The sequence below is a fragment of the Cryobacterium sp. MDB1-18-1 genome, assembly GCF_004402735.1.
In the GTDB taxonomy this organism is placed as follows: domain Bacteria; phylum Actinomycetota; class Actinomycetes; order Actinomycetales; family Microbacteriaceae; genus Cryobacterium; species Cryobacterium glucosi.
Map to the genome: position 1 here is coordinate 32,157 of NZ_SOFR01000004.1, position 17,812 is coordinate 49,968.

A 17,812-nucleotide genomic window follows, 5' to 3' on the forward strand; every position below is an offset into this window, starting at 1 on the left:
GTCCTGACCTCCGCGGCGGGCACCCCCTGCGCGAGCGGATGCACCGTGGCACGATGAAGGGATGACCTACCTTCCGGCTGACACCAGATACGAGTCCATGCCCTACCGCCGCACCGGGAAGAGCGGCCTCAAGCTCCCGGCCGTTTCGCTCGGGCTGTGGCAGAACTTCGGCGGGGTCACCCCGCTCGAGACGCAGCGAGCGATCCTGCGCCGCGCCTTCGACCTCGGCGTGACGCACTTCGACCTCGCCAACAACTACGGCCCGCCGTACGGCAGCGCCGAGAGCAACTTCGGGATTCACCTGAAGCAGGACTTCCGGCCGCACCGCGACGAACTCGTCATCTCGACCAAGGCCGGCTACGACATGTGGGCGGGCCCGTACGGCGAATGGGGATCCCGCAAGTCGCTGCTCGCGAGCCTCGACCAGTCGCTCGGCCGGATGGGCCTCGATTACGTCGACGTGTTCTACTCGCACCGCGCCGACCCGGACACCCCGCTCGAGGAGACCATGGGCGCGCTGCACACCGCCGTCACGAGCGGCCGTGCCCTCTACGCCGGGATCTCCTCGTACTCGCCAGAGCGCACCCGGCAGGCCGCGGCGATCCTCGCCGACCTCGGCACGCCGCTGCTCATCCACCAGCCCTCGTACTCGATGTTCAACCGCTGGGTCGAGGACGACCTGCTGATCACCCTCGAAGACCTCGGCGTCGGCTGCATCGCGTTCTCTCCGCTCGCCCAGGGACTGCTCACCGACCGGTACCTGCACGGGGTGCCCGCGGACTCGCGGGCGGCGCGGGCCGGGTCGATGAAACGCGACATGGTCAGCGACGAGACGCTCGTCCACATCCGTGCCCTCACCGATATCGCCGGGGAGCGCGGGCAGTCGCTCGCCCAGCTCGCCCTCGCCTGGGTGCTGCGGCGCCCGGAGGTGACGTCGGCGCTGATCGGGGCGTCCTCGGTCGCGCAGCTCGAGGCCAACGTCGCCGCCGTGGAGAACCTGGAGTTCACCGCCGCGGAGCTCGACGCGATCGACGCTCACGCCGTCGACGCCGGCATCAACCTGTGGGAAGCATCCGCCGCCGTCTAAACCGAGGCCCCTGTTCGCGAAAGCGGGTGAATCGTCGTTCTGCGGCACTGGAAACGACGATTCACCCGCTTTCGCGGGACCGGGTGTTGTGGGACCGGGCGTTGCGGGACCGGGCGTTGCGGGGTGCGGGTTACGCGCTCGCGAGCATCCGCTCGATCGCCGAGGTGAAGAACGTGAGCCCGTCGGTGCCGCTGCGCATCGCGGACGCGGTGTCGGGACCGAAGCCGGCCTCGACCGCGTGTTCGGGGTGCGGCATCAGGCCGACGACGTTGCCGCGGGCGTTGGTGATGCCGGCGATGTCGTTGAGGGAGCCGTTCGGGTTCAGTCCGACGTAGCGCACCACGACGCGGCCTTCGCCTTCGAGCTCTGCGAGGGTCTCGGCGGAGGCGATGAAGCCGCCCTCGCCGTTCTTCAGGGGGATGGTGATCTCCTGGCCGCTCGCGAAGCCGCTGGTCCAGACGGTGTCGGTGTTCTCGACGCGCAGCTGCTGGTCGCGGCAGATGAACGAGCCGTGGTCGTTGCGGATCAGCCCGCCCTCGAGCAGGTGCGCCTCGGTGAGCATCTGGAAACCGTTGCAGATACCGAGCACCGGCATGCCGCTGTTCGCGGCGTCGATGACCTCGGCCATGATCGGCGAGAGGCTCGCGATCGCGCCCGCGCGCAGGTAGTCGCCGTAGCTGAAGCCGCCGGGCAGCACGATCGCGTCGACACCGCGGAGGTCGTGCTCGCCGTGCCAGAGCGCGACGGGTTCGGCGCCCGCGATCCGGATCGCGCGCTGCGCGTCACGGTCGTCGAGCGATCCGGGGAAGGTGACGACGCCGATGCGCATCAGGCGGAGACCCCGACTGTGCTGTCTGCGCCCACGACGTGGATGCCGACGACGTCTTCGATCACGGCGTTGGAGAGCACGGAGTCGGCGAGTTCGCGCACTTCGGCGAGCACGGCCTCGTCGACGGGCCCGTCGACGGTGAGTTCAAAACGCTTGCCGAGGCGAACGCTCGTGAAGCGGGTCTTGCCGAGGCGGCCGAGGACGCCGGCGACGGCTTTTCCCTGCGGGTCGAGCAGCTCGGCCTTGGGCATAACTTCAACGACGATGGTTGGCATGGTTCACTCCGAGACGTCGGGGGCGTGGATGCCTCGATTCTACAGTCCACACGGCCCGGGCCCGGGTCGGCTGTTACCGCCCGTTGCCGGGGCCACTCTGCCCGAACCCCGCCGCGATCCCGGTCCCCGGCGCGAGGCCCGCCTGCCCGAGCAGGACCCCGCGCAGCACGTCGCGGATCGCCGCGACCCCCTCGAGCGTCTCGACGAAGCTCGTGCTGAGCGGCGACAGCCCGATCCGCAAGCCCTCCGGCCCGCGGAAATCGGGGATGACGTCGTGTTCCCAGAGTGTCGTCGTGACTTGCCGCATCGCCGGGTGGTTGACCGTGACGTGGCCGCCGCGGTGGGTGTGGTCGCGCGGCGACGTGAGCCGCACGCCGAGCGGTACGAGCCACTCGTCGACGAGGGTGATCGCGAATTCGGTGAGCGCGACCGACTTGGCCCGCACCTCCTCGATGCCCGCTTCGCCGATCATCGCGATCGTGTCCTGCATCGCGAGCATGCCGACGACCGGCGGCGTCCCGCTCTGAAACCGGCGGATGCCGTCGGCCGGGTGATACCCCGGCCCCATCGTGAACACGTCCTTCGTGCCCATCCAGCCCTGGATCGGCTGGGTGAGCACGTCCTGGAGGTCGCGGCGCACGTAGCCGAAGGCAGGCGCCCCCGGCCCGCCGTTCAGGTACTTGTACGAGCAGCCGACGGCGAGGTCGACGTCGCAGAGGTCCAGCTCGACGGGAACGGAGCCGACAGAGTGGCTGAGGTCCCAGAGCACGAGGGCGCCGACAGAGTGCGCCGCCGCGGTGATCCGGCGCATGTCGGCGAGGAACCCGGAGCGGTAGGCGACGTGGCTGAGCAGCACGAGCGCCGTCTGCTGGCCGATCGCCGCGCGCACCTGGTCGAGTGAGACCCCGCCTGCGGGATCCGAGTGGATCCAGTGCAGGGTCAGGCCGCGCTCGGCGGCGATGCCCTCGATCAGGTACCGGTCGGTGGGGAAGTTGTCGGTGTCGAGCACGATCTCGGTGCGCGCCGGTTCGGAGCCGACCCTGCGGTAGTCCACCGCGGCCCGGGCGAGCTTATAGAGCAGTACGGTCGTCGAGTCGCCGATGAAGACCTGGCCAGGCGCCGCGCCGAGCGCGACCCGCCCGAGTTCGTCGCCGATCCGGAACGGAAGCTCCATCCACTCCTCGTCCCAGCCGCGGATCAGCCGGGTTCCCCAGTTGTGGGTCAGGAACTCGGTGATCCGCCCGACACTCGCGAGGGTCGGCCGGCCGAGCGAATTGCCGTCGAGGTAGACGAACGGATCGGCCGCGGCACCCGCCGCTGTGCCGGCTTCGGTGCCCACGAACTGCCGACGGTAGTGGGCCAGCCCGTCGATCCGGTCCATCCGGCGGGCGAAGACGAGGTGGGCATCCGTGCCCTCGCCGGCGGTGCGGCTCGGATCGGGGGGAGGCGTCATCGGGAGTCCTCGGTTCTCAGGGATGCTGCGGGCCGTCGGTCGGACCACTGCGGTTCTCCGGCGAGATTCACGGGTTCGCATGTGAGACCCGGTTCTCCGGCGAGATTCTATCCCGGACGAGGGATTCCGGGCGCAGGCACAGGCGACGTGGAGGATTCCCTCCGACTCGTCATAGCTGGGGGACTTACAATCGTCTCCATGACTTCGTCCGAACCGACCCCGCAGGACGGCGCTCAACCGCGTCGGCGCGACGCCCGGCAGAACCGAGAGCGCCTGATCGTCGAGGCGCGGGCTCTCATCGCGCAGAACGGGGTCGACGCCTCGCTCGAGGAGATCGCCCGCCGCGCAGACGTCGGCGTGGCCACGCTCTACCGAAACTTCCCGACCAGGGACGACCTCGTGCGCGCTCTTTACGACATCGCGCTTGCCGAACTCGCGACCGTCCGCGATGAGATCGCCGCTGCTCCGACGGCCTGGGCCGGCATCGAGCTCTACATGGAGCGTGTCGCCGAGTGGCTTGTCGCCGATCCGGCGCTCCCGCACATTCTCAAGCGCATGGAGGTCATCGACCCGGGCAGCGGCAAGGGCACCGAGTTCCAGGCCGTGATCGCCGGCCTCGTCGCCCGCGCCAAGAAGGACGGTGCACTCCGGGCGGATGTCGACGCGGTCGATCTCGCGGTTCTGGTCACCATGGTCGGTTCCCTCGGCACGCACGGCGGCGGCCACACCGGCCAGTGGCGCAGGCAGCTTGCGATCGTGCTCGACGGCCTGCGGCTGCCGGCCACGGACCGGCCCCGGCTGCCCGGCCGGCCGCTCGCCGCCCGCGAGTTCCAGGCCGCGGTGCACGGGCTCACCCGGCGCGCCAAGCGCGCGGCATCCGGTGCCGGTTCCGGACGCTGAGTGAAGATTGCGACCGTCTACGACGTAGCCGCCCACGCGGCGGTGTCGATCGCGACGGTGTCCCGGGTGCTGCGCCGTCCGCATGACGTGCGCGAGTCGACCCGGGAGCGGGTCCTCGACTCCGTGCAGGCCCTCGGCTACGTGCCGAGCGCCAGTGCACGGTGCCTCGCGGCCCAGCGCACCGGCGTCCTCGGCCTGTTCTTCCCCGGCATCGACGACGAGGACGACCGGGGAGAAGCCCCGTTCGTGCAGGACCTGTCGGTCACGATGGTCGTCGACAGGGCCGGCGGCAGCGAGGTCGCCCCGCCGAACCTCTCCTTCGACGGGGTGCTGCGCGGCAGCGAGCGCGAGGCCTGGCGCCACGGTTTCGCCCTCATGGTCGGCGTCGGCAGGGATGCCAATCCCGCCGACATGTTGCGGGACATCGCCGGGCGGGTCGACGCGGTGGCCGTGCTCGCCGGCAGCGTCCCTGACGAACTCCTCAAGCACGTCTCGCGGCGGATCCCCGTCGTACTGATCGGCGGCCCGCGCCGATGCGCCGAGATGGACTTCGACCACGTCAGCGTCAGCAACCGGGAAGGCATGCGGGCGCTCACCGCGCACCTCCTGGAGAGCGGCGACACCACCGACCTCGCCTTCGTCGCCGGCCCCGCCGACTCACCCGACAGCTCCGAGCGGTACCAGGGCTTCGTCGAAGCTCTCGAGGGGGCGGGCCTCGACCCCGCCGCCGCGACGATCCTGCAGGGCGACTTCTCCCGCATCCGTGCCCGCCGGCTCGCCGAAACGCTGCTCACCACCGGGCGGATGCCGCGGGCCCTCGTCTGCGCGAACGACCGGACCGCGCTCGGCATGCTCGACGTGCTCGTGCCGGCGGGCGTGCGGGTGCCGGAGGACGTGATCGTGACCGGCTTCGACGGCATCGAGACCGGCCGCCTGTCGACCCCGCGGCTCACGACGGTGTACCAGCCGATGGTCGAGCTCGGGCGGACGGCGATCCGGGCGATGCTCAGCCGGATCGAGCACCCCGACCAGCCGCCGATCACGGCGCGCCTGCCCGTGAAGGTCCTGCTCCGCGAAAGCTCGGAGGGCACCCTCCCGTCCTGACCAGCGTCGCCTAGGCTGGGAATCCGCGGCAGCACGGCGGCAGCCCGGCCGTCAGGCCGGAATGGAGCGCACCATGAGCACGATCGACCCGACTGCCGGCCCGTCCGCCGGCCCGTCCGTGACCGGGCGGCATTCGGCCGAGGCCCGTACGAGCCCGTCCGCCGGGTCGTCCGCCGGGTCGTTCGACGGGTGGCCAGGGGTCCCGCGGTTCGGCACCCTGCCGGTCCCGCTGGCGGATGCGGTCGCCAACGTCGGCATCGACCTTCCCGTCGGGCGCGTGACGGCCTGCATGCGCGGCCGGAGGCATCCGCTCGCGGTGTCGTGCTGCTCGTGCCGGGTTTCACCGGTTCGAAGGAGGACTTCGGCGGCTTCCTGCCGCTGCTCGCCGAGCGCGGCTGGGACGCCTGGTCGTACAGCCAGCGCGGGCAGGCGGACTCCGCGGCCCCCGCCGGCGCCGAGAACTACACGCTCGAAGCTTTCGCCAGGGACGTCGTCGCCGTGGCCGCACTCGTCGGCGGCGGCGAACCCGTGCACCTGCTCGGCCACAGTTTCGGCGGGGTCGTCACCCGGGCCGCGGCGATCCTGGCGCCGGGGGCTTTCCTCGACGTCACCCTGCTCTGCTCCGGTCCGCACGGCTGGGCGGGGCGGATGGAGCGCGAGGCGGCGATCGTCCGCGAGCGCGGTTCGGCGGCGTGGTGGAACGAGGACAACCCGCACACCGTCGGTCTTCCGGACGCAGCCCTGACCGCCGACGAAGCGTTCCGCCGTCTGCGGATGGGGGCAACGAGCGACGACCAGCTGCTCGGTGCGGCAGCGATCCTCAGCGACGAGAACGACACCACCGGCGAGCTGCTCGCGACCGGTCTCGACACCCTCGTCGCGCACGGAGTCGACGACCCGGCCTGGCCGCAGGACTGGCAGGCGAGCATGGCCGGCCTGCTCGATGCCCGGTATGCGATCATCCCGGAGGCCGCGCACTCGCCGCAGCTCGAGAATCCGGAGGCGACCGCCGACCTGCTCGACGAGTTCTGGGGTCGCGACCGCGCGCATCCGCCGGTCGAGCCCCAGCAGTAGGCCGCGCGCCCGCCTTCGTCAGGCGGGGAGCGCCGTGCGCACCACGATCTGGTTGCCCCAGGGGTCGTCGAAGCCGAGGGTCTGCCCGTCGTGCCGGGTCGCGATGCCGAAGTGGGACATCCGCTCGGTGAGCGCACCGAGGCCGTCGGCACCGGGCAGCACGATGTCGACCTCGCCGAGGCCGAGGGCGAGGCGGCGCCTGCCCGAGCCGGCGCTGTTCCAGGTGTTCATCGCCATGTGGTGGTGGTACCCGCCGGCCGAGACGAAGAGCGCGGACGGGCCGAAGTTCGCGGTCGCCTCGAAGCCGAGCCGGTCGACGTAGAAGGCGCGGGCGGTGGGCACGTCGCCGACGGAGAGGTGCACGTGACCCACGATGGCGTTGCCTGCACCGGGATCGGACACGCCCTCCTCGGTGAGGTGCTCGCCGATGAAGACGTTGGGGTCGAGGGCGAGGGTGGCCATCTCGACCTGGCCGTGGGCCCAGCTCCACTCGGTGCGGTCGCGGTCCCAGTAGAGCTCGATACCGTTGCCCTCGGGGTCGGTGAAGTAGAACGCCTGGCTGACGAGGTGATCGGCGCTGCCGGTGAAGGTGCCCGGATGCTTCGTTGCGACCGAGTAGACCGCCGCGGCGAGCTGCGCCTGGGTCTCGAACAGGATCGCGGTGTGGAACAGGCCGCTCGAGCGGGGCTCGGGGGCTGCGAGTTCCGGCGCGTGCTGGAGGATCACGATCGGGGTCGTGCCGCGCCCCATCACGGCGATGGGGCCGTCCTGGCTGAGCGGGCTCAGCGTGACGGCGTCGCGGTAGTACGCGATCATGCGGTCGAGGTTGCCGACGCGCAGGGTGACGGCGCCCATTCCGGTCGCCGCGGGCAGGAGTTCTGATGCAGATCTGGTCACACCTGCGTCAACGGATGCCCCCGCCCCGGTATTCCGCCCACGACGGGCGGGGGAAGTCAGTCCTGGTGCAGCTGGATCAGGTTGCCGCAGGTGTCGTCGAAGAGGACGGAGGTGCCGAAGGCATCCGTGTACGGTTCGCTCGTGAACTGCACGCCGAGACGGCCGAGGCGCTCGTATTCGGCGCGGACGTCGGGGCTGCCGAAGACGATCGCGGGCAGGCCGAGGGCACGGATGCCCTGGGCGTACTTCGCGGCGACCTTGTTGTCGCTCGGCTCGAGCAGGAGGCCGACGCCGTCCGGGTCCTCCGTGGACTTGACGATGTACAGCTGGTGCTCCGGCATGGCCAGAAGCTTCTCGAATCCGAGGACGGACGTGTAGAAATCGAACGCGGTGGCGGGGTCTTTCACGTGGACGCTGCACATCTTGATTCGCATGTCGGGAGCGTAACATTCGGCGGCGCCGGGCGCCGAGTCCTGTGACCGCGCGCGTCGGTCAGGCGACAGGGGTGTCCCCGGCGAGCCGGGTGAGCAGTTCGCGGTAGCGGGCGGCGGTGCGCTCGATGATGTCCTCCGGGAGCGCCGGGGGTGTGCCGGTCTGGTCCCAGTGCGCGCTCAGCCAGTCGCGGACGATCTGCTTGTCGAAGCTGGACATCCGCTGTTCGGGGGTCGTGCCGGTCTGCCAGAGTACGGCGTCCCAGTAGCGGCTCGAGTCGCTCGTCAGCACCTCGTCGGCGAGGGTGATCTCTCCGGTCGCCCGGTCGGCGCCGAACTCGAACTTGGTGTCTGCGAGGATCACCCCGTTCTGTTCGGCGATGACGGATGCCCGGCGGAAGATCTCGAGGGAGAGGCGGCGCAGCTCGGCGGCGACGTCGGCGCCGACGAGCTCGACGGTGCGCTCGAAGGAGATGTTCTCGTCATGCTCGCCCATCGGGGCCTTCCACGCGGGCGTGTAGATCGGTTCGGGCAGGCGGTCGCCGTTCTGCAGCCCCGCCGGGAGCGGCAGGCCGCAGACCGTCTGGCTGGCCTGGTATTCCTTCCAGCCCGAGCCGGTGAGGTAGCCGCGCACGACGCACTCGATCGGGAACATGTCGAGGGTCCTGCAGAGCATGGCGCGGCCCGCGGCGGCGGCCGGGATGCCCGCGGCGTCGTCTGTACCAGCGGTGGCAGTATTCGCCAGCAGGTGGTTGGGAATCCCGGCGAGCTGCCCGAACCACCAGAGGCTGAGCGTCGTGAGCAGCACGCCCTTGCCCGGGATACCGGGCTCGAGCACGTGGTCGAAGGCGCTGACGCGATCGCTCGCGACCACGAGCACGCGGGAGGCGGCGTTCAGGTCGGGGGCTGCGGCATCCGCTGCCGGATCGGCCGGGACGTACAGGTCGCGGACCTTGCCGGAATAGGCGTGGCGCCAGCCCGGGAGGTCGAGAGGGGTGGATGCGGTCGGCTGGTCGAGTGCGGTCACGGCCCCATTCTCCCGCACCGGCCCGCCCGCGCGCCAAACCCGCCCCTCCGGCCGTGCCTGCGGGGAGGCCGTTTCGCGGAGCTACAGGTCAGGCGACGACGCGGGCGGCGATGTCCGTGCGGAACTGCGCACCCTCGAGGGCGATCTCGGCGAGGGCGGCATACACGCGGCTGCGGGCCTCGGCGAACCCGTCGCCGAGCGCGACAACGCTCAGCACCCGGCCGCCGGTGGAGACGAGTCTTCCGTCGACGAGGGCCGTCGCGGCGTGCGCGACCGTGACGCCGTCGACGGCGGATGCGGCATCGAGCCCTGTGATCGCCCGCCCCGTGACCGGGGTCTCCGGGTAGTTCTCGCTCGCCAGCACGACGGTCACGCAGGACTCTGCCGAGAACACCGGCCGCGCCATCCCGCCGAGCCCGCCGGTGGACGCCGCGAGCAGCAGCCCCGCGAGCGGGGTCAACAGCCGGGGCAGCACGACCTGGGTCTCGGGGTCACCGAAACGCGCGTTGAACTCGATGACCCGGATGCCGGCATCCGTCAGAATCAGCCCGCAGTAGAGCAGCCCGATGAAGGGGGTGTCCTCGGCGGCGAGCCTGCGGACGGTCGGCAGGGCGATCGTATCGAGGACCTCGTCGACGAAGGCCTGTTCGCTGCCGAAGCCGGCGTCGAGCCAGGGCAGCGGCGAGTATGCGCCCATGCCGCCGGTGTTCGGGCCGAGGTCGCCGTCGGCGAGGCGCTTGTAGTCCTGCGCGGGGGAGAGCGGCAGCACGGTGTGGCCGTCGCTCAGGAAGAACAGGGAGACCTCCTGGCCGGCGAGGAACTCCTCGATGAGCACGCCGCCGTGCTGTAGCCAGTATTCTGCGTGGGCGAGGGCGGCGAGGCGGTCCTCGGTGACGAGCACGCCCTTGCCGGCGGCGAGGCCGTCGGCCTTGACGACGTATGGCGCCCCGAAGGCGTCCAGGGCGCTGGTCGCCTCGGCGAGGGTGCCGGCGCGCTCGGCGCGGCCGGTCGGGACGCCGGCCTCGTCCATGATGCGCTTGGCGAAGGTCTTGCTGCCTTCGAGGGCCGCGGCGGCGCGGCCGGGGCCGAACACCGGGATGCCCTGCGCACGCAGCGCATCGGCGACGCCGGCGACGAGGGGAGCCTCCGGGCCGATGACGACGAGGTCGACGCCGTGCTCGATCGCGTACTCCGTGACGGCGCCGGGCACGTTCGGGTCGAGGGCGACGACGGGCACCGCGGCGGCGATGCCGGCGTTGCCGGGCGCGGCGACGACCTCGTGGCGGGGCTCCTCGCGGAGCAGCGCGGTGATGATGGCGTGCTCGCGGGCACCGGAACCGAGGACCAGAATTCTCACCGGTTCAGGCTACCGGATGCCGGTCACTGGAGTTAGGCCACTAGGCGCGGGGCGTCCCTGGCCGGGAAACCGGCAGAATGGGGGGATGGCCAAGGCGAGGATCGACGACGGGGTGGGCCGCGCCGCGGTGCGCGGCTACGCGGCGGACCCGGCGGGCGCGAGCAGGGACATCCGTGCGCTCGCCGTGCGCTACACCCTGCAGTTGCTCTCCGAAGAGGCCAACGGCAACACCCTCGAGGTGCGCGTTCCGCCGTTCGGCGCCGTGCAGTGCATCGCGGGCCCCCGGCATACCCGGGGCACCCCGCCCAACGTCGTCGAAACGGATGCCGCGACCTGGCTCGCCCTCGCGACCGGCGAGCTCGCCTGGTCCGACGGTCTCGCGAGTGGGCGCATCCACGCGAGCGGACAGCGCGCCGACCTCGCCGCGCACCTGCCGCTGCGCCTCACCCCGTAACCGCGCCTCCCGCGTTTCTCGCGAGGGGGTCAGGCGAGGATCGCGGCCACCTCGGCCCGGGTCGGCATCGATGCCGTCGCGCCGGCCCGGGTGACCGAAACGGATGCCGCGACCGTCGCCCAGCGGATGGCGTCGATCATCGCCTCCTCCGAAACCCCGACGCGAGCACCCCCGGTACCGGATTCCGCGGCGCCCGTGACCGCGGCATCCGGAGCCACTTCAGCACCTGCAGCAGCCACAGCACCCCTGGAACCCTCGGCGAGCCGGGCGACGAGCGCGCCGACGAAGGTGTCCCCGGCCCCGGTGGTGTCCACGGGGCGCACCGGCCGGGCCGGCGCGAGCCCGAGTGCGACGCCGCCGCGGGCGACAACGCACCCCTCGTCGCCGAGGGTGACGATCGCCCAGCCGCGGCGCGCGCTCAGGGATTCTGCCGCGCGCGCGGCATCCGCTTCACCCGTGAGCTCCTCGGCCTCGAGACGGTTGGCCACGACCAGGTCGACGCCCGCGAGGAACGCCGCAGGCAGCGGCACGACCGGAGCGGGCGTGAAAACCGTGAACGTGCCCGACGCCCGAGCGACCGCGAGCCCCTCAACGAGCGCTGACACCGGAAGCTCGCACTGCAGCACGAGGAAGTCCGCCGCCGCGATCACCGCGCGCTGCCCCGGGTCGAGTACCGTCACGGCGGCGTTCGCGCCGGAGACGACGACGATCGAGTTCTCGCCGGAATCGAGCACCGTGATGTGCGCGGTGCCTGTCGGCCCGTCGACTGTGTCGAGACCGTCCACGCGGATGCCTTCGGCCACGAGCAGCGCCCGGAGTTCCGTCCCGTAGGCATCGCGTCCGACCGCGCCGAGGAAGTCGACAGCGCCACCCTGCCGGGCGGCAGCGACCGCCTGGTTGAGTCCCTTACCCCCGGGCACAAGGGCGAAGTCGTGGCCGAAGATCGTCTCGCCCGGCCGGGGAAGTCGCGGCTGGCGCACGACGAGGTCCATGTTCGCGCTTCCGAGCACCGCAATCCTGTTCACCCGTCCAGTGTCGCACCCGCGCCACGTCCCGCCCCGTGCCGGCTCCCGGCGCACTCCCGGGGCGCGCGTGCGAGAATGTCCCCATGAGCGCAACCGAGCAGCCAGGGAACGACATCGCCCCCGTGCAGCCCGCCCCGGGCGCGGCCGTCCCCGAAGTCCTCGTCGGCCAGGCCGCGGCGACCGTACGTCGCTCCCCGCGCTACCTCAACTTCATGATCGTCGGCGCCGTCCTCGGGGCGGTCACCGCGCTGATCCTCACCGTCGGCTTCCCCCAGACGGCCGAATTCGGACTCCTCCAGGTCTTCGGATTCCTCCTCCTCGTCGGGGTCGTCGTAGGCCTCGCGCTCGGTGCGCTCGTGGCGATCGTGATCGACCGATTCACCGTTCGCTCGGTCCAGACGATCGTCGTCGATAGACTGGGCGTCTACGGCGTGAGCGAGACGAACGCTCCCTCCGAGGCAGACGACCCCCCAACATCCAGCGCCAATACGCTGTAAAGATAGTTAAGAGGCATCGATTTGGCTGGTGGCGACGGACTTCTCGGTCACGATCTCTTGCAGGGCGAGAAGGGGCCACAGGATGCCTGTGGCGTCTTCGGCGTGTGGGCTCCCGGTGAAGAGGTGGCCAAGCTCAGCTACTTCGGGCTGTACGCCCTGCAGCACCGCGGCCAGGAATCGGCCGGAATCGCGACGAGCGACGGCAGCAAGATCCTGATCTACAAGGACATGGGCCTCGTCGCCCAGGTCTTCAACGAGGCGGCGCTGAGCACCCTCATCGGTCACATCGCGGTCGGGCACACCCGCTATTCGACAACGGGATCCTCGAGCTGGCAGAACGCCCAGCCGACCCTCGGCCGTACCTCGAGCGGAACCGTCGCCCTCGGCCACAACGGCAACCTGACCAACACGGCCGAGCTGCTCCAGCTCGTGCACGAGCGCTACCCGAAGGTCGAGGGCGAACTCGCCCGCGGCAACACCACGGACACCGCCGTCATCACCGCCCTCTTCACCGGGGACCTCGACCACACCCTCGAGGCCACCGCGCTCGAGGTGCTCCCGCGCCTGCGAGGCGCCTACTGCCTCGTCTTCATGGACGAAACCACCCTCTACGCCGCCCGCGACCCCCAGGGCGTGCGCCCGCTCGTCCTCGGCCGGCTCGAGCGCGGCTGGGTCGTCGCCTCGGAGACCGCTGCCCTCGACATCGTCGGGGCGAGCTTCGTCCGCGAGGTCGAACCCGGCGAGCTCATCACGATCGACGAGAACGGCCTCCGCTCGCAGCGGTTCGCCGAGTCCAAGCCCGCCGGCTGCGTCTTCGAGTACGTCTACCTCGCCAGGCCGGACACCACGATCGCCGGCCGCGGCGTGCACGAGGCCAGGGTCGAGATGGGCCGCCGCCTCGCCGCCGAGTACCCCGTCGAGGCCGACCTCGTGATCCCGACCCCCGAGTCCGGCACCCCGGCCGCGATCGGCTACGCCCAGGCATCCGGGATCCCGTTCGGCCAGGGCCTCGTCAAGAACTCCTACGTCGGCCGTACGTTCATCCAGCCGTCAGAGACGATCCGCCAGCGTGGCATCAAGCTCAAGCTCAACCCGCTCAAGGCCGTGATCAAGGGCAAGCGCCTCATCGTCGTCGACGACTCGATCGTGCGCGGCAACACCCAGCGCGCCCTGGTCAGCATGCTCCGCGAGGCCGGCGCCGCCGAGGTGCACGTGCGCATCTCGAGCCCGCCGATCACCTGGCCGTGCTTCTACGGCATCGACTTCGCCTCCCGGGCCGAACTCATCGCGACCGGCCTCGGTGTCGACGAGGTGCGCCAGGCCATCGGCGCCGACTCCCTCGGCTACCTCTCGCCTGAGGGCATGATCGCCGCGACCGAGCAGCCGCGCGAGCGGCTCTGCACCGCGTGCTTCACGGGCGTCTACCCGATCCCGCTGCCCGACGCCCTGCACCTCGGCAAGAACCTGCTCGAGCGCACCGCCCCGGTCGGGTCGACCGATTCGACGCGGTCGACGGCGTCCGCAGGCTCGCCGGTCGTCGCGAGCGACGCATCCGTCGCCGCAGCAGAGGCCTCCCGCACATCAGACGGATGCGACCCGGGCCCCGACGCGGAATACGAACCGCTCCTCGACCCGGCTTCGATGCGGGCGAGCACGCGAACCCCCGTGCGCGGCACCCAGGGACAGTTCATGATCGGCGATCCAGGAAGACAAGAATGAGCAACGCATCGTACGCGGCAGCCGGAGTCGACACCGAGGCGGGTGACCTCGCCGTCTCGTTGATGAAGGCGGCCGTCTCGCGCACCCACGGCGCAGAGGTGCTCGGCGGTTTCGGCGGTTTCGCCGGGCTCTACGACGCCTCGTTCCTCACCGCGTACAAGCGCCCGTTGCTCGCGACCTCGACCGACGGCGTCGGCACCAAGGTCGCGATCGCCCAGGCCATCGACAAGCACGACACCATCGGCCAGGACCTCGTCGGCATGGTCGTCGACGACATCGTCGTGGTCGGCGCCCGCCCGCTCTTCATGACCGACTACATCGCCTGCGGCCGGGTCGTGCCCGAGCGCATCGCCGAGATCGTCGGCGGCATCGCCCGCGCCTGCGCCGAGACCGGCACCGCCCTCATCGGCGGAGAAACCGCGGAGCACCCGGGGCTCCTCGGCCCCGACGACTACGACGTCGCGGGAGCGGCCACCGGCGTCGTCGAGGGCGACCAGGTGCTCGGCGCCGAGCGCGTTCGCGCGGGTGACGTCGTCGTCGCGCTCGCCTCCTCCGGCCTGCACTCCAACGGCTTCTCGCTCGTCCGGCACATCCTCGCCGAACGGGGCATCGGCTACACCGACACGTCCGGCGAACTCGGCGGGGTCGTCGGCGAAGTACTCCTCGAGCCGACCCGGCTCTACACCGGACCGCTGCTGAGCGTGCTCGCCGACCCCGAACTCGCCGGCGCGGTGCACTCGCTCAGCCACGTCACGGGCGGCGGCATCGCCGCGAACCTCGCCAGGGTCCTCCCGATCGGCGCGTGGGTCGAAGTGGACAGGTCGACCTGGTCGCCCGCCCCCGTGTTCCGGGTGCTGAGCGCCTTCACGGGCAGCACCCTGGAGAGTTCTGAAGGCACCTGGAACCTCGGCGTCGGCATGTTCGCCGTCGTCGCAGCGGATGCCGCGTCCTCGGTCATCGCGAGCCTCGCGGCCGACGGCATCCCGGCCTGGGTCGCCGGACGCGTGTCCACGGCCCCGCACGACCTCACCGGCTTCGTGCAGGGTGCCAAGGGCGTCAACGGCGGCGCTGTGCGCCTGGTCGGCGGCTACGCGGCCTGACGCGCCCGCGCCGCGGCATCCGCCGCGGCATCCGCCGGTGCCGAGGGTTACCTTTCCGGTCGAGAGCGACCGGTAGACCGGGAAATCTCGACCGGAAAGGTCACTTTCGCGCAGCGCCTATGAGCGAATGCTGCCAACTCGCTGGGTACCGCGCGGTCAGCGCGGTGCGGATGCCTGCACAGACAAAACGGGCGCCGAGAGTGGCGCCCGGTACAGGGAACGGCGGTCAGGCGCGCTTCTGCTCGTCTTCGGTCGCGTAGGTGTCGACGTATCGGTCGGGTTCCTCGGAGGTACCCGGCTCGTACTCCGGCCACTTGGCCAGATCCTCGTCGAGACGCTCGTCGTCCACGGGATGCCCCGTGAGCTCGCGTTCGAGCGCGTTGTAGTTGGTGTCCGGGCTGAAATACTTCAGCTCACGGGCGACCTTGGTGTGCTTTGCTTTTTGACGGCCGCGCCCCATGCGAGACCCCCTAACGATGCCAGGCCAGGTGAGGAATGAGTCACCCGGGAGTTGCCGAACGGAATGGTGAAAACTAGGCGCTAGTTTAGCATGGTGGGCCTGAAGGCCCGCTTGTGGCTCGGAGGGCGAACCGCGGCGCACACAGTGATCTTACGCCGGACGTACGCTGGTGAAGAGGGGGGACGCGATGTCGAGTGACGCGAGCGTTCCCGTCGTCATCGTCGGAGCGGGGCAAGCCGGCCTCGCGGTCGCCTACTACCTGCGCAAATTCGAGCTGATCCCGGGGCGCGACTTCGTGCTCTTCGACCGCGGCCCGGACGCGGGCGGCGCGTGGCAGCACCGCTGGGCGGGACTCCGTCTCGGGTCGGCGCACCGGGTGAACGACCTGCCCGGCATGAGCGAACTCGGCCTGAGCTTTGCGACGGCCGACCGTGACCGCCCCGCCAGGGACGTCGTCACCGAGTACTACCGCAGGTACGAGGAGCACTTCGACCTCAGGGTCGTTCGACCCGTCACTGTCACCGCCGTGTTCAATCGCAGTGCCGACCTCGTGATCCGAAGCGCGTCGCCTGGGTTCGGCGACCACGAGACGACCGCCCGCCTGCTCGTCAACGCCTCAGGAACCTGGGGCGCCCCGTTCGTGCCGCACTATCCGGGAGCAGCGAGTTTCGCCGGACAGCAGCTGCACACCTCGGGCTACCGGGCGGCCGAGGATTTCGCCGGCCGGAGGGTCGTCGTCGTCGGCGGCGGGACATCCGCCATCGGGTTCCTGCTCGAGCTCGAACACGTCGCCGCCGAACTGACCTGGGCCTCACGGCGCCCGATCGACTGGGTGCACACCGATCAGCTCGACCTCGAGGGGGCGTCGGCCGCGGTCGCCGCCCAGGACGAGGCCGCCCGGTCCGGTCGCGCGCTGCCGAGCATCGTGAGCGGGACCGGCGTGCCCGTGAGTCGCCGGATCGCCGCGGGGATCGAGCGCGGGGTGCTCACCGCCCGGCCGATGTTCGCGAGCATCGAGCCGACCGGGGTGCGCTGGGCCGATGGCAGCTTCACGGAAGCGGACGTGATCATCTGGGCGACCGGGTTCCGTCCGGAGGTGCGGCACCTGGCCCCGCTGAAACTCCGCGCCAAGGGCGGCGGGCTCGTCGTCGGATCAGGGGCGAGCTGGACCGACCCGAGGATCTTCCTCGCCGGGTACGGGCCGCAGGCGAGCACGGTCGGCGCGCACCGGGCCGGCCGGGTGATCGCCCGCCAGGTCGTCGCCCTGCTCTGACCCGCCCTCCTGCTCGCCCCGGAGCACCCTCCCTGACGGCGGGTGCGACGTGGGCGGGAGTCGGGAGGGGGCAGGGTCAGCGGGCGAGGAGGTAGCCGGCGGCGCAGACCGCGATGCCGAGAAGCAGGGTGCCGACGAGGTTGAGCACGGCCGAGCGCCAGCGGCCCTTGAGTGCGAGGTCGATCGTCTCGACGCTCCAGGTGCTGAACGTCGTCAGGCCGCCGCAGACCCCGGTCAGGAGCACGAGCCGGAGGTCGCTGCTGAGCGCGGCGCGCTCGGCGAGCCCGAGGATCACGCCGCCGATCAGCGCCCCGGCCACGTTGACGATCAGCACGCCGATCGGCAGGCGGCCCGGTCCCACCGGGAGGGCGCGCGATACGAAGTACCGCACCACGGCTGCCGCACCGCCGCCGGCGACCACGGCGGCGAAGACGAGGGCGTTCATGAACGGGCCCCTGCATCCGCTGCGGGGTGGTGACGGATGCGCCCGCCGAGCCAGACGCCGAGCGCGGCCGCCGGGAACCCCAGCAGCAACGTCGCCAGCAGGTACAGCCCAGCGAGCGGCCACGACGAGGCCGCGCCGAGGGAGACGAGGGACACCATCACGGCCGAGAACGTCGTGAAGGCGCCCAGCACGCCAGGGCCGAGCAGGAGCTTGAGCCAGGCCGGAACCGCGGGGCGGGTCCAGAGGCCGGCGACAAGCCAGCCGAGTACGAACGCCCCGACGGTGTTGATGATCAGGGTGCTGGTCGGGAACTGGGTGTCGCTGTGCGGCAGCGCACGGTCGATGCCGAGCCGCAGGGCCGTGCCGATGATGCCGCCGGCGAACACGGCCAGTGCGTTCCGCACC

21 protein-coding genes are annotated in these 17,812 nt (G+C 71.1%); 9 read left to right on the forward strand and 12 right to left on the reverse strand.

What is annotated here, in order from left to right:
• Positions 1 to 61: 61 nt before the first annotated feature.
• Positions 62 to 1,087 carry an L-glyceraldehyde 3-phosphate reductase gene (mgrA, locus tag E3O50_RS00660; RefSeq protein ID WP_134446223.1) on the forward strand — a complete coding sequence of 342 codons (1,026 nt, stop codon included), beginning with the start codon at positions 62 to 64 and terminating at the stop codon, positions 1,085 to 1,087.
• Between the two features lie 130 nt (positions 1,088 to 1,217).
• Here mgrA and purQ read toward each other — a convergent pair whose 3' ends face one another.
• From purQ to E3O50_RS00675, 3 genes are all read right to left on the reverse strand, one after another.
• Positions 1,218 to 1,916, reverse strand: coding sequence for a phosphoribosylformylglycinamidine synthase subunit PurQ (purQ, locus tag E3O50_RS00665; protein ID WP_134446224.1), 699 nt, complete (start codon positions 1,914 to 1,916; stop codon positions 1,218 to 1,220).
• Positions 1,916 to 2,191, reverse strand: a complete 276-nt coding sequence (purS, locus tag E3O50_RS00670) for a phosphoribosylformylglycinamidine synthase subunit PurS (RefSeq protein ID WP_134446225.1) — start codon at positions 2,189 to 2,191, stop codon at positions 1,916 to 1,918. The genes purQ and purS overlap by 1 nt, the downstream gene beginning before the upstream one ends.
• 73 nt (positions 2,192 to 2,264) lie before the next feature.
• Positions 2,265 to 3,572: an aminotransferase class V-fold PLP-dependent enzyme gene (locus tag E3O50_RS00675; RefSeq protein WP_241975186.1), complete on the reverse strand. Its 1,308-nt coding sequence runs from the start codon at positions 3,570 to 3,572 to the stop codon at positions 2,265 to 2,267.
• Positions 3,573 to 3,842: 270 nt separating this feature from the next.
• Between E3O50_RS00675 and E3O50_RS00680 the strand changes: the two genes are divergently transcribed.
• The gene (locus E3O50_RS00680; RefSeq protein WP_134446227.1) at positions 3,843 to 4,544 is read left to right on the forward strand and encodes a TetR/AcrR family transcriptional regulator; all 702 of its coding nucleotides are present in this window, start codon (positions 3,843 to 3,845) and stop codon (positions 4,542 to 4,544) included.
• Positions 4,545 to 5,648 (forward strand): LacI family DNA-binding transcriptional regulator, encoded by a 1,104-nt coding sequence (locus E3O50_RS00685; RefSeq protein ID WP_134446228.1) that lies wholly within the window; start codon positions 4,545 to 4,547, stop codon positions 5,646 to 5,648.
• 51 nt (positions 5,649 to 5,699) lie between these two features.
• Here E3O50_RS00685 and E3O50_RS18975 read toward each other — a convergent pair whose 3' ends face one another.
• A complete protein-coding gene (locus E3O50_RS18975; protein ID WP_166790655.1) occupies positions 5,700 to 5,906 on the reverse strand; it encodes a hypothetical protein in 207 nt (68 codons plus the stop codon).
• On the opposite strand from E3O50_RS18975, the gene E3O50_RS00690 reads away from it, so the two are divergent.
• Positions 5,838 to 6,722: an alpha/beta fold hydrolase gene (locus E3O50_RS00690; RefSeq protein WP_277870849.1), complete on the forward strand. Its 885-nt coding sequence runs from the start codon at positions 5,838 to 5,840 to the stop codon at positions 6,720 to 6,722. The genes E3O50_RS18975 and E3O50_RS00690 overlap by 69 nt on opposite strands.
• 18 nt (positions 6,723 to 6,740) lie before the next feature.
• Here E3O50_RS00690 and E3O50_RS00695 read toward each other — a convergent pair whose 3' ends face one another.
• From E3O50_RS00695 to purD, 4 genes are all read right to left on the reverse strand, one after another.
• Positions 6,741 to 7,577, reverse strand: coding sequence for a VOC family protein (locus E3O50_RS00695; RefSeq protein WP_134446377.1), 837 nt, complete (start codon positions 7,575 to 7,577; stop codon positions 6,741 to 6,743).
• A gap of 98 nt (positions 7,578 to 7,675) precedes the next feature.
• Positions 7,676 to 8,053, reverse strand: coding sequence for a VOC family protein (locus E3O50_RS00700; RefSeq protein WP_134446230.1), 378 nt, complete (start codon positions 8,051 to 8,053; stop codon positions 7,676 to 7,678).
• A gap of 58 nt (positions 8,054 to 8,111) precedes the next feature.
• Entirely contained in the window at positions 8,112 to 9,077 is a 966-nt protein-coding gene (locus E3O50_RS00705) for a phosphoribosylaminoimidazolesuccinocarboxamide synthase (protein ID WP_134446231.1), read from the reverse strand.
• 88 nt (positions 9,078 to 9,165) lie between these two features.
• A complete protein-coding gene (gene purD / locus E3O50_RS00710) occupies positions 9,166 to 10,434 on the reverse strand; it encodes a phosphoribosylamine--glycine ligase (protein ID WP_134559276.1) in 1,269 nt (422 codons plus the stop codon).
• 85 nt (positions 10,435 to 10,519) lie between these two features.
• Between purD and E3O50_RS00715 the strand changes: the two genes are divergently transcribed.
• On the forward strand, positions 10,520 to 10,888 hold the full coding sequence (locus E3O50_RS00715) for a sterol carrier family protein (protein ID WP_134446233.1): 369 nt from the start codon (positions 10,520 to 10,522) through the stop codon (positions 10,886 to 10,888).
• A gap of 29 nt (positions 10,889 to 10,917) precedes the next feature.
• On the opposite strand, the gene E3O50_RS00720 is transcribed toward E3O50_RS00715, so the two are convergent.
• Positions 10,918 to 11,913 (reverse strand): ribokinase, encoded by a 996-nt coding sequence (locus E3O50_RS00720; protein ID WP_134446234.1) that lies wholly within the window; start codon positions 11,911 to 11,913, stop codon positions 10,918 to 10,920.
• Between the two features lie 83 nt (positions 11,914 to 11,996).
• On the opposite strand from E3O50_RS00720, the gene E3O50_RS00725 reads away from it, so the two are divergent.
• From E3O50_RS00725 to purM, 3 genes are read left to right on the forward strand one after another with little or no spacing between them, the layout of a single operon-like run.
• Positions 11,997 to 12,410 carry a hypothetical protein gene (locus tag E3O50_RS00725; protein ID WP_174774615.1) on the forward strand — a complete coding sequence of 138 codons (414 nt, stop codon included), beginning with the start codon at positions 11,997 to 11,999 and terminating at the stop codon, positions 12,408 to 12,410.
• A gap of 21 nt (positions 12,411 to 12,431) precedes the next feature.
• Positions 12,432 to 14,129 carry an amidophosphoribosyltransferase gene (gene purF, locus E3O50_RS00730; RefSeq protein ID WP_241975368.1) on the forward strand — a complete coding sequence of 566 codons (1,698 nt, stop codon included), beginning with the start codon at positions 12,432 to 12,434 and terminating at the stop codon, positions 14,127 to 14,129.
• Positions 14,126 to 15,229, forward strand: coding sequence for a phosphoribosylformylglycinamidine cyclo-ligase (gene purM / locus E3O50_RS00735; protein WP_134559278.1), 1,104 nt, complete (start codon positions 14,126 to 14,128; stop codon positions 15,227 to 15,229). Before purF ends, purM begins: the two co-directional genes overlap by 4 nt.
• Before the next feature lie 226 nt (positions 15,230 to 15,455).
• On the opposite strand, the gene E3O50_RS00740 is transcribed toward purM, so the two are convergent.
• Positions 15,456 to 15,689 (reverse strand): DUF3073 domain-containing protein, encoded by a 234-nt coding sequence (locus E3O50_RS00740; RefSeq protein WP_134446236.1) that lies wholly within the window; start codon positions 15,687 to 15,689, stop codon positions 15,456 to 15,458.
• A 187-nt stretch (positions 15,690 to 15,876) separates the two neighbouring features.
• Here E3O50_RS00740 and E3O50_RS00745 point away from each other — a divergent pair, with 187 nt between their 5' ends.
• Positions 15,877 to 16,962: an FAD-dependent oxidoreductase gene (locus tag E3O50_RS00745; protein WP_134446237.1), complete on the forward strand. Its 1,086-nt coding sequence runs from the start codon at positions 15,877 to 15,879 to the stop codon at positions 16,960 to 16,962.
• A gap of 76 nt (positions 16,963 to 17,038) precedes the next feature.
• Here the strand turns inward: E3O50_RS00745 and crcB are convergent, their stop codons facing one another.
• Both crcB and E3O50_RS00755 read right to left on the reverse strand, forming a co-directional pair.
• Positions 17,039 to 17,407, reverse strand: a complete 369-nt coding sequence (crcB, locus tag E3O50_RS00750; RefSeq protein WP_134559280.1) for a fluoride efflux transporter CrcB — start codon at positions 17,405 to 17,407, stop codon at positions 17,039 to 17,041.
• Positions 17,404 to 17,811: a CrcB family protein gene (locus E3O50_RS00755; protein WP_134446239.1), complete on the reverse strand. Its 408-nt coding sequence runs from the start codon at positions 17,809 to 17,811 to the stop codon at positions 17,404 to 17,406. The genes crcB and E3O50_RS00755 overlap by 4 nt, the downstream gene beginning before the upstream one ends.
• Position 17,812 lies beyond the last annotated feature (1 nt).

What these genes read in the sequence shown, in the direction of transcription:
- mgrA (WP_134446223.1), top strand. Translation starts at nt 62, where the DNA reads ATGACCTACCTTCCGGCTGACACCAGATACGAGTCCATGCCCTACCGC.
- purQ (WP_134446224.1), bottom strand. Translation starts at nt 1,916, where the DNA reads ATGCGCATCGGCGTCGTCACCTTCCCCGGATCGCTCGACGACCGTGAC.
- purS (WP_134446225.1), bottom strand. Translation starts at nt 2,191, where the DNA reads ATGCCAACCATCGTCGTTGAAGTTATGCCCAAGGCCGAGCTGCTCGAC.
- E3O50_RS00675 (WP_241975186.1), bottom strand. Translation starts at nt 3,572, where the DNA reads ATGGACCGGATCGACGGGCTGGCCCACTACCGTCGGCAGTTCGTGGGC.
- E3O50_RS00680 (WP_134446227.1), top strand. Translation starts at nt 3,843, where the DNA reads ATGACTTCGTCCGAACCGACCCCGCAGGACGGCGCTCAACCGCGTCGG.
- E3O50_RS18975 (WP_166790655.1), bottom strand. Translation starts at nt 5,906, where the DNA reads ATGCCGACGTTGGCGACCGCATCCGCCAGCGGGACCGGCAGGGTGCCG.
- E3O50_RS00695 (WP_134446377.1), bottom strand. Translation starts at nt 7,577, where the DNA reads ATGGGCGCCGTCACCCTGCGCGTCGGCAACCTCGACCGCATGATCGCG.
- E3O50_RS00700 (WP_134446230.1), bottom strand. Translation starts at nt 8,053, where the DNA reads ATGCGAATCAAGATGTGCAGCGTCCACGTGAAAGACCCCGCCACCGCG.
- E3O50_RS00715 (WP_134446233.1), top strand. Translation starts at nt 10,520, where the DNA reads ATGGCCAAGGCGAGGATCGACGACGGGGTGGGCCGCGCCGCGGTGCGC.
- E3O50_RS00725 (WP_174774615.1), top strand. Translation starts at nt 11,997, where the DNA reads ATGAGCGCAACCGAGCAGCCAGGGAACGACATCGCCCCCGTGCAGCCC.
- purM (WP_134559278.1), top strand. Translation starts at nt 14,126, where the DNA reads ATGAGCAACGCATCGTACGCGGCAGCCGGAGTCGACACCGAGGCGGGT.
- E3O50_RS00740 (WP_134446236.1), bottom strand. Translation starts at nt 15,689, where the DNA reads ATGGGGCGCGGCCGTCAAAAAGCAAAGCACACCAAGGTCGCCCGTGAG.
- E3O50_RS00745 (WP_134446237.1), top strand. Translation starts at nt 15,877, where the DNA reads ATGTCGAGTGACGCGAGCGTTCCCGTCGTCATCGTCGGAGCGGGGCAA.
- crcB (WP_134559280.1), bottom strand. Translation starts at nt 17,407, where the DNA reads ATGAACGCCCTCGTCTTCGCCGCCGTGGTCGCCGGCGGCGGTGCGGCA.